Below are 13825 nucleotides of genomic sequence, written 5' to 3' on the forward strand. Positions count from 1 at the left end.
GGTTTCGCCGCCTTCGCCGACCGTTTTGCGCAGCGCGACCTTGCTGCGCGGCCAGGCCGTCACCACCACGCTGCAGCACCTGCCGGAAGGCATCGCCGACGGCGTGGGCACCGATGGTGCGCTGCGCGTGCGCCAGGGCAGCGGCCCCGAGGCCGAGGTGCACCTGGTGTCCAGTGGCGACGTGAGCGTGCGCCTGCGCTGACCCACGCGCCCGCGGGCGTGCATCTTTATCCCCGGACCCTGAATGCTCAGAACCCTCGTCCTGTTGTTGCTGCTGGCCAATGCGCTGTTCTTCGCCTGGACCGAACATTGGCTGGACCCGCTGCTGGGCCCCAGCCACCGGGAACGCGAGCCGGAGCGCGTGGCGCGGCAGGTGCAGCCCGATTCGGTGAAGCTGCTGCCGCCCGAGGCGGCCAGTGCCGCGCTGGCGGAAGCCGCCTCGGCCGCCGCGCAGGCCGCCCAGGGCGCCTGCATGGAAGCCGGCCCGTTCTCCGACGCAGACGTGGGCGCTGCCGAGCTGGCCGTGGCCGAGCTGCCTACCGGCAGCTGGCACCGCATCTCGGTCGACCTGCCGGGCAGCTACCTGGTGTACATGGGTCGCTACCCCACCCGCGAGGCGCTGCAGAAGAAGACCGAGGAGCTGCGCCGCCTGAAGGTGGGCTTCGAGGAAGTGAAGGCGCCGCCCGAGCTGGACAACGGCCTGTCGCTGGGCCACTTCCACACGCGCGAGGAAGCCGATGCCGCCCTGGCGGTCGCCGCTTCGCGCGGGGTGCGTTCGGCCCGCGTGGTGGTGCTGGCGCCGCCGCGTGCGCAGCACCGGCTACGGGTGGAACGCGCCACCGCCGCCGTGGCTGCCCAGCTGGTGGCCCTGCCGCCCACCGCGCTGGCCGGCGGCTTCGAAGCCTGCAAGCCGCGCTGATCGGCCGCGGCGTCGGGACTCAGCCCGGGTGACGGCGGCGCAGCCGCCGGGCGGCCTGCAACAGCGACACCGCCCACGCCAGTGCGGCCAACGGCGCAGCGCTGATTGCGCCGCCACCGCCGCCGCTGCCGCCGCTTCCTCCGTCCTGGTTGCCGCCGCCGTCGGCCACCGGCTCGACCGGGGCCGCGGGCGGCGCCACCACGTTGGCCGCACGGTCCGCGCCCAGGGCCACCGCCTGGCGCAGCTCGGCGCTGTCCAGCTGGGCCGCCACCGCGCTGGTGCGTGGGGGCTCGCGCCCGGCGGCCAGGGCCTGCGCATGGGCCAGCGCGCCGTCGGCGTCCAGGATGCCGGCGCCGCAGGTGGCGGTGCTGCACACGCAGCGGCCGGGATTGGCATCGCTGCAGGCACCGATCAGCGCCGACTGCACATGGGGCCGGGCGCTGGCACGCAGGCCCGCCTCCAGCTGGGCCACCGTCATGGACGGATGCACGCTGAGCATCAGGCTCAACGTGCCGGCCACACCGGGCGCGGCAAAGCTGCTGCCGAACAGGTAGGCGTAGCCGCCCTGGCCCGGTCCGGCCGCGCCGTCGTTGTAGATGGACAGCAGCCCACCGTCGGACAGCACCGGTCCCCAGGCGCCATCGGTGGGGTCGCCGCCCACGGTGGCGATGGCGGCTTGCGGGCCGAAGTTGGAATAGGTGGTCTTGAAGCCGTCGCGGTTGAGGGCCACCACGCCCAGTACCCCCGGGCAGTTGGCCGGCCGCGTGAGGGCGCCATGGCCATTGCCGCCGGCAGCCACCAGCAGCGCGCCGACAGCCCGCAGCTCGTCCACCGCCTGCTGGTAGGCCGGGTTGCAGGCGCCCGGGCCGCCGAAGCTCAGGCTGATGATGCGCGCCGGATGGGGATTGGCCGGCACGCCGGGCACCGGCAAGCCGGCCGCCCAGCGCATGCCGTCGATGATGTCGGCCACCGCCGCGCCACATTTGCCGGCCACCCGCACCGGCAGCACACGCCCATCCCAGTGGATGGCGGCCACGCCGGTGGCGTTGTGCGTGCCGGCGGCCAGCATGCCGGCCGTCATGGTGCCGTGCCAGGAGCTGCGGGCCGCCTCGCAATCGCGGAACGCGCTGCGGGCACGGTCGGCTTCGTCGATCCAGTCGCCAGGGTCGCTGGGATCGGCATCGCGTCCGTCGCCATCATTGGCGGCCGCGACGTCGGTGACGAAGTCGTGGCCCGGCAGCAGGTGGCCGGCCAGCTCCGGGTGCGGGGTGATGCCGGTGTCCAGCACCGCGACGCGGGCGGCGGCCAGTGCCGGGGCGCCGGTGCTGCGCTGCCAGGCCTGGGCAAAGCCGGCCACGCCGCGCAGACGGGCGGCCAAGGGCATCTGGTCGCCGCCCGAGGCGGGCTTCAGCCACCACTGGTTGTGGCCGCCGCTGGCAAACATCGGATCGTCGGGTGTGGTGGCCTGCAGGCGCGGCTCGCGCACATTGGCGGCCACCCAGGCCACATCGGGCTGGGCCCGCAGCCGCGCCGCCCATTCGTCGGCCTGGGCGGCGGTGAGCGCCTGGCCGGTGCGCAGCAGGTAGGCCGCGCTGCCCACGGCCTGGGGCTGCAGGCCCGGCGCGCCGGCGGGCTGCGGTGCAGCGGCCAGCACCTGCTGCCAGCGGCGGGCCTCGCCGTCCAGCCGCTGGCCGGACGCCGGCGCAGCCAGTGCCTGTGCCCGCGAGCGGTCCGAATGCGCAGGCGCACCGCGAAGCTGCACGATCAGACCATCCACGGCGGCCCCCGCAGGCGGCGCCACACCCCATGCCAGGCTCAAGACCAGCAGACTGCACACTGTTACCCGGCTCATGCCGGATTATCGGCAGCCCTCCGCGTGTCCTGAGGAGGGCGAACTAGGGATGGAGTCGTCGGCGCAGCAGCCCCGTGCAAGCAGCCGCCAGGCCGAGCAGCCAAGCCAGGGAGACCGCTCCGCCACCGCCACCGCTGCCGCCCGTGCCCGCGCTCGACACGGCCACGGTGGCAGTGCCAGTGCTCTGAAACCCGAGCACGTCCGTCACGGAGACTTGCACGACGACATCGCCGCTACCGCTCGGCAGCACCGTCACTGTCCGCTCGGTGGCTGTGGTGCCGAGCGCAGCGGGGCCGCTGATGACCTGCCACCGCACTGAAGCGATCTCACGCCCGGACGGCTCCACGGTGCCGTTGACGGAAGCACTGAACGCCTCGCCGGCCGACGCCGTGGGAGGTGCGCTGACCACAGGCACCACCACCGCTGCGGCGGTAGATGCCAGACGCACCGCGGCTTCTGCATCGAGCATGCCGGCGCCGCACGTGGACGTTGTGCAAAAGCATTCCAGCTGGTCGATTCCATTGGGCGCACGGCACTGCGCCGTGGCGCTCGATCCCGGCTCGGCAGGAGCGGTCGTCGGAAACGCGCGAGCGCCTTGCTGGAGGAACACCTTGACGCCCAACGGTGTGAGCGTGGGCTGACTGCTTAGCATCAGTCCGGCCACCGCGGCCACCTGCGGTGATGCAAAGCTCGTCCCGACGCTCGAGTTCGCCACATAGTCGGTGTACCCGGAAGCTCCAGGCACGGTGGCGCCGGTGTTGAAGGTCGTCACGATGGGGTACAGGCACGGGCCACTGTCCAGGTTCACGCAATTGCCACCGGGCGCACTCAACGTCACCTGTGGCCCCACGTCGGAGTAACCCACCTTGGTGCCTACATGGCGCAATGCGCCGACCGTGATGACGTTGGCGCAGTTGCCCGGCGCCCCCACTGCGTGGCCGGCACTGTTGCCTGCTGCCACTACCACTGTGACGCCCCGCGCTACGGCGGTATTGATTGCTTCCTGATAGGTCCGGCCACAACTGCCCGTACCACCAAGACTGAGGTTGATGACCCTTGCAGGAGTGGCATTGGCCTCCATTCCGGCGACCGGCACACCCGCAGCCCAGAGAATGCCGGCGGCGATGTCCGACTCGTTGCCGTAGCACTTGCCCAAAACACGAACGGGCAGCACGCGAACGTTCCAACCCGTTCCAGCGACGCCTATGCCGTTGTCTGTTTCGGCACCCACGATCCCAGCTACCTGCGTGCCATGCCAGGAACTGGGCGCCTCGGAGCAGCCAGTGAACTTCCCTGTGTTGGCTTCGGTGCCACTGACCCAGTCGCCCGGGTCGCTGGGGTCGTCGTCCCGGCCGCCGCCATCGTTGGCGATGTCGATATCGGCCACCATGTCGGCACCGCGGACCAACTTGCTCGCCAGATCTGGGTGGTCGCGCCGCACACCAGTGTCGAGGACAGCCACGATCACGCGCTCGTTTCCCTCCCCACCCCTGCTTTGGTTCCAGGCACCAACCGCGTTGATCGAAGACGCAAAGTCGCTGGAAGGTGCCCGCAAGAACCACTGCCCGACGTCCGGAGTGACCGCGGCGTCACGCGAGGAGAAGTACGGGTCGTTCGGCACCGCCAGTCGGGTCATGCGCCGGTCGGGCTCTGCGTATTCCACTTCCGCATCCGCTGACAGCCGTGCAGCCAACTGCTCGCTGGTGATGCCACTCGCCATCACCACCTGCGCCCGTTCTCCCGCAGGACTCCCGCTCGACAGCGAGACGCCCGCGCGGCTTCCCAGCAGCCCAGCCCGTTCGTTCAGCATCAAGGCTACCGAATCTCGACCGGCTGTCGCCGACAACGCCCGCGCCCGCAGCGTGCTGGAATCTGCCTTGAATTTGACGATCACGCGCGCTTCGCTGGCGATGGCGGCGTTGGTCAGCGTGGGGAGGCGGGGAGCCCGTTCCGCGTGGGCGGTGAGTGCGCCAAAAGCCAACACCATGGGCAGCAGGAGCGTTTTCATGGGCCGAGTGTAGGCAAATGGAGGTGACCCGATGTTGCCGGACGTATGGCGGAGCGCCCACGAAAAAGGCCCGCCAAGGCGGGCCCTTTTTGAGAGAACGCCAGGCGCCTACTTGGCGATCACGCGGACCATCTCGAGCACCTTGTTCGAGTAGCCCCACTCGTTGTCGTACCAGGACACCACCTTGACGAAGGTCTTGTCCAGCGCGATGCCGGCTTCGGCATCGAACACCGAGGTGCGCGCCTCGCCGCGGAAGTCGGTGGAGACCACCTTGTCCTCGGTGTAGCCCAGCACGCCCTTCATCGGGCCTTCTGCGGCGGCCTTCATGGCGGCGCAGATGTCGGCATAGCTGGCTTCCTTCTCCAGCTCCACCGTCAGGTCCACCACCGACACGTCGGAGGTGGGTACGCGGAACGACATGCCGGTGAGCTTCTTGTTCAGCTCGGGGATCACCACGCCCACCGCCTTGGCCGCGCCGGTGCTGCTGGGGATGATGTTCTCCAGGATGCCGCGGCCGCCGCGCCAGTCCTTGTTGCTCGGGCCGTCCACGGTCTTCTGCGTGGCGGTGGTCGCATGCACCGTGGTCATCAGGCCGCGCTTGATGCCGAAGGTGTCGTTCAGCACCTTGGCCACCGGGGCCAGGCAGTTGGTCGTGCAGGAGGCGTTCGAGATGATGGTCTCGCCCTTGTAGCTCTTGTCGTTCACGCCGTAGACGAACATCGGCGTGTCGTCCTTCGACGGAGCCGACATCACCACCTTCTTGGCACCGGCAGTGATGTGCTTCTGGCCGGTTTCCTTGGTCAGGAACAGGCCGGTGGCCTCGACCACGATGTCGGCGCCGATCTCGTCCCACTTCAGCTCGGCAGGGTCCTTCACCGCGGTCAGGCGGATCTTCTTGCCGTTGACGATCAGCGTGTTGCCGTCGACCGAGACATCGCCCTCGAAGCGGCCGTGCACGCTGTCGTACTTCAGCATGTAGGCCAGGTAGTCGGGCTCCAGCAGGTCGTTGATGCCGACCACTTCGATGTCGTCCGCGAAGTTCTGCACTGCGGCGCGGAACACCATGCGGCCGATGCGGCCGAAGCCGTTGATGCCGATCTTGATAGCCATGGGATCAATCTCCTCGGTAGGTGAAAAACAAGACTTCGTACTGCAACGTCTTCAGCCGCGCAGCACCTTGCGCACGGTGGCGGCCACGTTGTCCGCGGTGAACCCGAACTCCTTGAACAGCACGTTGGCCGGGGCGCTTTCGCCGTAGCGGTCGAGGCCGATCACGGCGGCGCAGCCGTACTTCCACCAGAAGTCGGTGACGCCGGCCTCCACCGCGATGCGCGGCAGGTTCTTCGGCAGCACCTGCGTCTTGTAGGCGACGCTCTGGCGATCGAACACGGTGGTGCTGGGCACCGACACCACGCGCACCGCGATGCCCTGCACCGCGAGCATCTGCTGCGCATGCAGCGCCAGGCCCACCTCGCTGCCGGTGGCCAGGATCACGGCCTGCGGCTTCTTCTTCAGGCCCACCTCGCTGGGCTCGGCCAGCACGTAGGCGCCCTTGCTGATCTCGTCGAGCTGCGCCTTGGGCAGGTACGGCAGGTTCTGGCGGCTGAGCAGCAGCGCGCTGGGGCGGCTGGCATTGCCGATGGCCATGGTCCAGGCGGCGATGGTCTCGGTGGTGTCGGCCGGGCGCCAGACGTCCAGGCCCGGGATCAGCCGCAGCGAGGCCGCATGCTCCACGCTCTGGTGGGTGGGGCCGTCTTCGCCCAGGCCGATGGAGTCGTGGGTGAACACGTGGATCACCCGGCGCTTCATCAGCGCGGCCATGCGGATGGCGTTGCGGCTGTAGTCGCTGAAGGTGAGGAAGGTGCCGCCGTAGGGAATGAAGCCGCCGTGCAGCGCCACGCCGTTCATGATGGCGGCCATGCCGAACTCGCGCACGCCGTAGTTGATGTGGCGGCCGCCGTTGGGCGTGCCCTGCTCGTCGAAGCGCAGCGCCGGCGTGCTGCTGGTGTTGGTGAGGTTGGAGCCGGTAAGGTCGGCCGAGCCGCCCAGCAGCTCGGGCAGCGCGCGGGTGAAGGCTTCCAGCGCCAGCTGGCTGGCCTTGCGCGAGGCGACGGTCTCGGCCTTCTCGTGCGCGGCCACCATCGCGTCCACTGCATGCTGGGCGAAGGTGGCGGGGAGCTCGCCGCGCATGCGGCGCAGCAGCTCGGCGGCCTGCTCGGGGAACTCGGCGCGGTAGGCATCGAAGCGCTGGGTCCATTCAGCCTGCGCGGCGGCGCCGGCTTCCTTCGCGTCCCAGGCGGTGTACACCTCGTCGGGCAGCACAAAGGGTTCGTGCGACCAGCCCAGCGCTTCGCGCGTCAGCGCGATCTCCTCGCCGCCCAGCGCCTCGCCATGCGCCTTCGCGGTGCCGGCGCGGTTGGGCGAGCCCTTGCCGATGGTGGTCTTGGCGATGATGAGCACCGGCTTGCCGCTGCCCTGCCTGGCCTTGGCGATGGCGGCGTCCACGGCGTCGGCGTCATGGCCGTCCACCGGGCCGATGACCGACCAGCCATAGGCCTCGAAGCGCTTGGCGGTGTCGTCGATGAACCAGGGCGTGACCTGGCCGTCGATGCTGATGCCGTTGTCGTCGTAGATGGCGATCAGCTTGTCCAGCTTCCAGGCGCCGGCCAGCGCGCAGGCCTCGTGGCTGATGCCTTCCATCAGGCAGCCGTCACCCAGGAACACGTAGGTGTGGTGATCGACCACCGCATGGCCGGGGCGGTTGAACTCGTGCGCCAGGAGCTTCTCGGCCAGCGCCATGCCCACCGCGTTGGTGATGCCCTGGCCCAGCGGGCCGGTGGTGGTTTCCACGCCGGGGGTGATGTCCACCTCAGGGTGGCCGGGCGTCTTGCTGTGCAGCTGGCGGAACTTGCGCAGCTCGTCGAGCGGCAGCGCATAGCCGGTCAGGTGCAGCAGCGCGTAGATCAGCATGGAGCCGTGGCCGTTGCTCAGCACGAAGCGGTCGCGGTCGGCCCACAGCGGATCGGCCGGGTTGTGCTTTAGGTGCCGGCCCCACAGCGCGACCGCGATGTCTGCCATGCCCATCGGCGCACCGGGATGCCCGGAATTGGCCTGCTGCACGGCATCCATGGCCAGTGCGCGTACCGCGTTGGCCATGATGGTGGCTTCGGCGGGCTGGGGATTGCTTGGGGGAGTGGAACTCATGCTGTGTGCCGGGGCGCGGCGCGGAGGGGGGTGCTGAGCGCGGGATTTTAGGCCAGGGGCCCCACCATAATCGCCGGCCATGCACGGACTGCACCTCACCGCCGACTTGCAAGGCTGCCCCGCGGCAGCCCCGGCGATGACCGACCGCCAGGCCCTGCGCATGCTGTGCCTGGGCGCCGTGCAGGCCGCCGGGCTGCATGCGGTGGGCGAGCTGTTCCACGGCTTTGCGCCGCAGGGCGTGACCGGCATGGTGCTGCTGGCCGAATCCCACGTGGCGGTGCACACCTGGCCCGAGCTGGGCGCGGTGACGCTGGACGTGTACGTGTGCAACCTGGGCAGCGACAACTCCGCCCGCGCGCAGCGGCTGCTGGACAGCCTGCTCGATGCCTTCCAGCCCACGCAGGTGCTGCGTCAGCAGCTGCTGCGGGGCATGCCGACCGAGCCGACATGAACCCACCTGCCCCCAAGGCCCTGATCCTGGCTGCCGGCCGCGGCGAGCGCATGCGCCCGCTGACCGACCACACGCCCAAGCCGCTGCTGCCGGTGCGTGGCAAGCCGCTCATCGAATGGCACCTGGAAGCACTGGCCCGCGACGGCGTGCGGGACGTGGTCATCAACACCGCCTGGCTGGAGGAGCAGTTCCCGGCCGCACTGGGCGACGGCAGCCGCTGGGGCCTGCGCATCCGCTACAGCTTCGAAGGCCGCGACCACGGCGGCGCACTGGAGACCGCCGGCGGCATCGCCAAGGTGCTGCCGACGCTGGCCGATGGCCCGGACGACGTGTTCTGGGTGGTGTCGGGCGACGTGTTCACGCCGGGCTTCGTGTTCAGCGCCGACGCGGCCGCCCGCTTTGCCGCCGGCCCCGCGCTGGCCCACCTGTGGCTGGTGCCGAATGCGCCGCACCATCCGCAAGGCGACTTCGCGCTGTCGCCCCAGGGCCTGGCCCTGGCCGATGGCGAGCCGCGCTACACCTGGTCGTCCATCGGCCTGTACCGCGCGGCGATGTTCGTCAACGTGCCGGTGGGCCGGCGACTGCCGCTGCGGCCGCTGCTGGAAGACGCCATCCGCCGCCAGCGCCTGCAGGCCGAGCTGTACCACGGCGCCTGGACCGACGTGGGCACGCCGGAGCGCCTGGCCTCGCTCGGCTGAGCCCGGGCGGGGAGGCCGCCGGCCGTTGCAGAATCGGCCGCTTCAGCCCCAGCGCTTCAGGAGTCTTCAGTCTTGGCCGACGTGTATGCGGAGATGTTCGAACTGGCCCCGGTGTCCTTGTGGCTGGAGGATTACTCGGGCCTGAAGCCGCTGTTCGAAGGCTGGCGCGCCGAGGGCGTGACCGACCTGCGCGGCTGGCTGCGCGCCGACCCGCAGCGCGTGGCCGAATGTGCCCGCCGCATCCAGCTGCTGCGGGTCAACCGCCGCACGTTGTCGCTGTTCGGCGCGCGCAGCCTGGAGCACCTGGTGGAGAACCTGGACCAGGTGTTCCGCGACGACATGCTCGACCAGCATGTGGAGGAGCTGGCCCAGCTGTGGGAAGGCCGGCTGCACTTCAGCAGCCAGACGGTGAACTACAGCCTGGACGGCCGCCGCCTGGCCATCACGCTGGAAGCCACGGTGCTGCCCGGCCATGAGCACGACTGGAGCCGCGTGCTGATCGCCATCGACGACGTGACCGACCGCGCGCGCGCCGAACGTGCCCTGCGCGCCAGCGAGCAGTACGCCCGCGGGCTGTTCGAGCATTCGCCGGTGTCGCTGTGGGTGGAAGACTTCAGCAGCATCCGCCGCCTGCTGGACGAGGTGCGCGCCAAGGGCATCGTCGACTTCCGCGTGTTCCTCGACGTGCACCCCGAGTTCGTCGACCGCTGCATGCGCGAGATCCGCGTGCTGGACGTCAACCGCCAGACGCTGCTGATGTTCCAGGCGCCCGACAAGGCGGCGCTGCTCGCGCAGCTGGATTCAGTCTTCCGCGGCGAGATGCGCGCCAACTTCACCGAGCAGCTGATCGACCTGTGGGAAGGCCGGCTGACGCACCAGCGCGAGGTGGTGAACTACGCCCTCAACGGCGACAAGCTGCATGTGTACCTGCAGTTTTCGGTGCTGCCCGGCCACGAGGCACGCTGGGACCAGGTGCTGGTCTCGCTGACCGACATCACCGCCCGCAAGAAGGCCGAGGCCTACCTGGAATACCTGGGCCGCCACGACGTGCTCACAGGCCTGTCCAACCGCTCCTACTTCATCGAGGAACTGCAGCGCCTGGAGCGCCGCGGCCCCTGGCCGATCACCGTGGTGATGCTGGACCTGAACGGCCTGAAGGCCGCCAACGACCGCGGCGGCCATGCCGCCGGCGATGCGCTGCTGCGCCGAACCGGCGAGGTGCTGGGCAAGCTGCTGGAAGGCCAGATGAGCGCCTCGCGCATCGGCGGCGACGAGTTCGCGCTGCTGCTGCCGGGCATGGACGAGCGCGGCGGCCAGCGCGTGGTGGAGCAGCTGCGCGACCTGCTGGCGCTGAACAACCAGTACCACGCCAGCGCGCCGCTGCACCTCTCGCTCGGCGCGGCCACCGGCCACAGCGGCGCGCGGCTGGAGGCGTTGATCCACGAGGCCGACCAGAAGATGTACGAGTCCAAGCGCGCGTTTTATGCCAACCGGCAGCTCGACCGGCGCAGCGGCTTTTCCAAGCTCAGCTGACGGCCAGTGCGCGGCCCAGCCGGGTTCCGCGGGTGAAGGCCTCCTCGAACACCGAATAGCCCGACAGGTCGGCATGCACGAAGTGCAGCCGTGCGCCCGCAGGCTGCGGGCCGCCCAGGGCCTGCAGCGCCGGATGGCCGCGCACGCCCGGCGCTGGAATGGCCATGGCATGGCCGTGGCGCACCAGGTCCGCGCGCAGCAGCTTGGCCGGCAGGTCGGGGTGCACGGTGGCCAGTTCGTCCACCACCTGCTGCGCCCAGGCCTGCCAGGGCCGTGACAGCAGCGGCGCGCGATCCGCCTCCGGCAAGGCCCAGTAGGCGGTGAGCACGGTGGGGCCGGCATGCGGGCGCAGCTGCTGGTGCATCGCATCCACGTAACCCAGCATGCGGCTGCCGTACAGCACGTTGTCCCAGGCCGGTGCGGCGCCCAGGCGGTCGAGCAGCGGCTCGCGCAGCTGCAGGTTGGCCACCAGCCACGGGGCATGGCGCAGCGCCGCGGCCGCCTCGGCCAGCGCGGGCGGCGGCGTGGCCAGCAGCCGCTGCGCGATGAACAGCGGCATGGCCATCACCACCTGCCGGGCCACCCAGCGCTCGGGGCGGTCGAGCCGGACGTTCCACGCCTGCACCGCCACCTCGTGCCGGCCGGCCTCCACCCGCAGCGCCAGGCAGCCGGTGTGCAGCCGGTCGGCGCCCAGCGGCTGCGCCAGGCGGCGGGCCAGCCAGGCATTGCCTTCGGGCCAGGTGAGCACGGGTTCGGCTTCCGATTCCTCGCCCGGTGCATGGAAGCCGTGGCGGCTGGCGAAGTAGTGCAGGCCCGCCCAGGCCGACACGGTGCGGATGCCGGCGCCGTAGTCGTCGCGACAGCAGTAGTCCAGGTGGCTGCGCAGGCGCTCGTCGTGCAGGCCGCGTTCGTCCAGCCAGGCTGCGAAACTGCGTGCATCGAGGGCTGCATGGGCGGACGTCCACCGGCTGCCCACCGTGGGCATGGCGAAGCCGACCTCCTGCTGCGCCTGTCGCACCGCCTGCGCGAAGCGGCGGTACTGCGCCAGCGTGACCGAGCCGGGCGCGGCCGGCGGCAGCAGGCCCTCCACCCAGGCGCCGTCGATGAACAGGCGCTCCTGCGGGCTGTGGCACAGGTGGCGTTCGTCGTACACCGTGCGGCCGGCCTGCTGGCGGGACAGCCCGAGTTCTTCCAGCCACTGGCGCAGCTCCGGCGCCGCGGGCCCGGGCACCGGCAGGTAGTGCGCGCCCAGCGGGCAGGCCATGCCGCCCATCACATGGCCGCGGCTGTTGCCGCCGGCGTCGTCTTCCAGCTCCAGCAGGTGCACGTCGGCCACGCCGCGCTGCAGCAGCGCGCGCGCGGTGGCCAGCCCAGCGATGCCGCCGCCCAGCACCAGCACCTGGGTGCGGCGCAGCGGTCCGCCGGTGGCCGAGGTGCCGTCGCGCAGGCGGTGGCCGCGCTGCAGGTCGGCGCCCACCCAGCCGCCGGCCAGGGCCGGTGCCTGCGGCTGCGCACCGCGGCCGCAGCCGGCCAGCCAGGGCATCGCCACCGCCGAGGCTGCGCCGCGCAGCCAGCCGCGGCGGTTCAGGGCTGGTGCACCCGGCCCCATTCTTCCTCGAAGGTGTGCACCAGCAGCTGGTTGGAAAGCCGGTTGGGCTGCGCCGGCAGCCGCGCCATGTCGGGCGGAAACTGCATCAGCGCCGGCAGCCCTTCCAGCGTGAGGAAGCGCAGCCCGGCCGGCAGCGCCGCGGGCTGCCGCCAGGGCCGCCGGCTGGCGATGATGAAGCCCCATTCGCCGAAGCTGGGCACATGCGCGTGGTACGGCGTGGTGGCCAGGCCGGTGGCCTCGATGGTGGCGGCCACCGTCCAGAAGCTGCGGCGCGCCACCAGCGGGCTGGTGGTCTGCACCACCGCGTAGCCGTCGGCCGCCAGGTGCTGGTCCACCAGTTGGTAGAAGCTGGTGGTGTAGAGCTTGCCGAGCGCGAAGTTGGTGGGGTCGGGGAAGTCGACCACGATGACGTCGAACACCTCGGTGCTCCGGTCCAGCCAGGCGAAGGCGTCGGTGTTGACGATGCGCAGCCGCGGTGAATGCAGTGCGTCGGCATTCAGCTGGCGCAGCAGCGGCTGCTGCGCGAACAGCCGCGTGATCTGCGGGTCCAGCTCCACCAGCGTCACCTGCTGCACGGTGGGGTACTTCAGCACCTCGCGCACGGCCATGCCGTCGCCGCCGCCCACCACCAGCACCCGCCGCGGCGCGCCGTGCGCGGCCATGGCCGGGTGCACCAGGGCCTCGTGGTAGCGGTATTCGTCGCGCGAGTGGAACTGCAGGTTGCCGTTGAGGAACAGCCGCACGCCGGCCGCGCCCGAGGTGACGACGATGCGCTGGTAGTCGCTGCTGGAGCGCAGCACCACGCCTTCGCCGTAGAAGCGGTCCTCGGCCCAGGTGGTGATGCGGTCGGCCTGCGCCCAGGCCAGCAGCAGCACGCCGGCCACCGCGGCACAGGCCAGCGCATGTGCGCGCACCCGGCGCAGCTCGCCGCGGAACAGCCACAGCGCCCACACCGCCACCGCCGCATTCAGCAGCCCGAAGAAGAGGCCCGTGCGCACCAGCCCCAGCTGCGGCACGAACAGCAGCGGAAACGCCAGCGCCACCACCAGCGCGCCCAGGTAGTCGAAGGTGAGCACCTGCGACACCAGCTCGCGCAGCGCATAACGCTCGCCGAACTGCCGCTTGAGGATGCGCATGACCAGCGGGATCTCCAGCCCCACCAGCGTGCCCACCAGCAGCACCAGGCCGTACAGCAGCATGCGGAACGGCAGCAGCGCCGAGGCTGGCAGCAGGCTGTGCGCGATGAACAGGGCCGCCGGCATCAGCCCGCCCACCAGGCCCACCAGCAGCTCGATGCGCAGGAACTGCGCCACCAGCTGCCGCTCCACGAAGCGCGAGAGCCAGGAGCCGATGCCCATGGCGAACAGGTAGCTGCCGATGATGGTGGAGAACTGCAGCACCGAATCGCCCAGCAGGTAGCTGGCGAGGGCGCCCGCAGCCAGCTCGTAGACCAGCCCGCAGGCCGCCACCACGAACACCGAGGCCAGCAGCGCCACCTCGGCCGGCGCGATGCGGGCCGCGCCCACCGGCGCCGCGCATGCGGTCACGTCG

The 13825-nt window shown here is 70.8% G+C and carries 11 protein-coding genes; 5 read left to right on the forward strand and 6 right to left on the reverse strand.

The window, feature by feature from the left end; genetic code table 11:
* The first annotated feature begins 40 nt into the window (after positions 1–40).
* Positions 41–202 (forward strand): hypothetical protein, encoded by a 162-nt coding sequence (locus LRS14_RS11490; RefSeq protein WP_257799609.1) that lies wholly within the window; start codon positions 41–43, stop codon positions 200–202.
* A 42-nt stretch (positions 203–244) separates the two neighbouring features.
* Positions 245–919, forward strand: a complete 675-nt coding sequence (locus tag LRS14_RS11495) for a hypothetical protein (protein WP_257799610.1) — start codon at positions 245–247, stop codon at positions 917–919.
* Positions 920–938: 19 nt separating this feature from the next.
* On the opposite strand, the gene LRS14_RS11500 is transcribed toward LRS14_RS11495, so the two are convergent.
* The 4 genes from LRS14_RS11500 to tkt form a co-directional block, all read right to left on the reverse strand.
* On the reverse strand, positions 939–2696 hold the full coding sequence (locus tag LRS14_RS11500; protein ID WP_257799611.1) for a S8 family peptidase: 1758 nt from the start codon (positions 2694–2696) through the stop codon (positions 939–941).
* A 118-nt stretch (positions 2697–2814) separates the two neighbouring features.
* A complete protein-coding gene (locus LRS14_RS11505) occupies positions 2815–4779 on the reverse strand; it encodes a S8 family peptidase (RefSeq protein WP_257799612.1) in 1965 nt (654 codons plus the stop codon).
* A gap of 108 nt (positions 4780–4887) precedes the next feature.
* Complete coding sequence (gene gap, locus LRS14_RS11510; RefSeq protein WP_046112818.1) at positions 4888–5889, reverse strand: type I glyceraldehyde-3-phosphate dehydrogenase; 1002 nt, start codon at positions 5887–5889, stop codon at positions 4888–4890.
* Between the two features lie 51 nt (positions 5890–5940).
* Complete coding sequence (tkt, locus tag LRS14_RS11515; protein WP_257799614.1) at positions 5941–7983, reverse strand: transketolase; 2043 nt, start codon at positions 7981–7983, stop codon at positions 5941–5943.
* Between the two features lie 79 nt (positions 7984–8062).
* Here tkt and speD point away from each other — a divergent pair, with 79 nt between their 5' ends.
* From speD to LRS14_RS11530, 3 genes are all read left to right on the forward strand, one after another.
* The gene (gene speD, locus LRS14_RS11520; protein ID WP_046112820.1) at positions 8063–8434 is read left to right on the forward strand and encodes an adenosylmethionine decarboxylase; all 372 of its coding nucleotides are present in this window, start codon (positions 8063–8065) and stop codon (positions 8432–8434) included.
* The gene (gene murU, locus LRS14_RS11525; protein ID WP_257799615.1) at positions 8431–9132 is read left to right on the forward strand and encodes an N-acetylmuramate alpha-1-phosphate uridylyltransferase MurU; all 702 of its coding nucleotides are present in this window, start codon (positions 8431–8433) and stop codon (positions 9130–9132) included. Before speD ends, murU begins: the two co-directional genes overlap by 4 nt.
* A gap of 93 nt (positions 9133–9225) precedes the next feature.
* On the forward strand, positions 9226–10665 hold the full coding sequence (locus tag LRS14_RS11530) for a GGDEF domain-containing protein (protein WP_083440514.1): 1440 nt from the start codon (positions 9226–9228) through the stop codon (positions 10663–10665).
* Here the strand turns inward: LRS14_RS11530 and LRS14_RS11535 are convergent.
* A complete protein-coding gene (locus LRS14_RS11535) occupies positions 10658–12274 on the reverse strand; it encodes an FAD-dependent oxidoreductase (RefSeq protein ID WP_257799616.1) in 1617 nt (538 codons plus the stop codon). The genes LRS14_RS11530 and LRS14_RS11535 overlap by 8 nt on opposite strands.
* Positions 12250–13821: a polyamine aminopropyltransferase gene (locus LRS14_RS11540; RefSeq protein ID WP_257799617.1), complete on the reverse strand. Its 1572-nt coding sequence runs from the start codon at positions 13819–13821 to the stop codon at positions 12250–12252. Before LRS14_RS11540 ends, LRS14_RS11535 begins: the two co-directional genes overlap by 25 nt.
* Between the last annotated feature and the right edge of the window lie 4 nt (positions 13822–13825).

This window comes from Aquincola sp. J276 (genome assembly GCF_024700035.1).
Taxonomy (GTDB): domain Bacteria; phylum Pseudomonadota; class Gammaproteobacteria; order Burkholderiales; family Burkholderiaceae_C; genus Aquincola; species Aquincola tertiaricarbonis.

Excerpts from the sequence above, each read along its gene's own strand:
- tkt (WP_257799614.1), bottom strand. The coding sequence starts at position 7,983 with ATGAGTTCCACTCCCCCAAGCAATCCCCAGCCCGCCGAAGCCACCATC.
- speD (WP_046112820.1), top strand. The coding sequence starts at position 8,063 with ATGCACGGACTGCACCTCACCGCCGACTTGCAAGGCTGCCCCGCGGCA.
- LRS14_RS11535 (WP_257799616.1), bottom strand. The coding sequence starts at position 12,274 with ATGGGGCCGGGTGCACCAGCCCTGAACCGCCGCGGCTGGCTGCGCGGC.
- murU (WP_257799615.1), top strand. The coding sequence starts at position 8,431 with ATGAACCCACCTGCCCCCAAGGCCCTGATCCTGGCTGCCGGCCGCGGC.
- LRS14_RS11530 (WP_083440514.1), top strand. The coding sequence starts at position 9,226 with ATGTTCGAACTGGCCCCGGTGTCCTTGTGGCTGGAGGATTACTCGGGC.
- LRS14_RS11495 (WP_257799610.1), top strand. The coding sequence starts at position 245 with ATGCTCAGAACCCTCGTCCTGTTGTTGCTGCTGGCCAATGCGCTGTTC.
- LRS14_RS11505 (WP_257799612.1), bottom strand. The coding sequence starts at position 4,779 with ATGAAAACGCTCCTGCTGCCCATGGTGTTGGCTTTTGGCGCACTCACC.
- gap (WP_046112818.1), bottom strand. The coding sequence starts at position 5,889 with ATGGCTATCAAGATCGGCATCAACGGCTTCGGCCGCATCGGCCGCATG.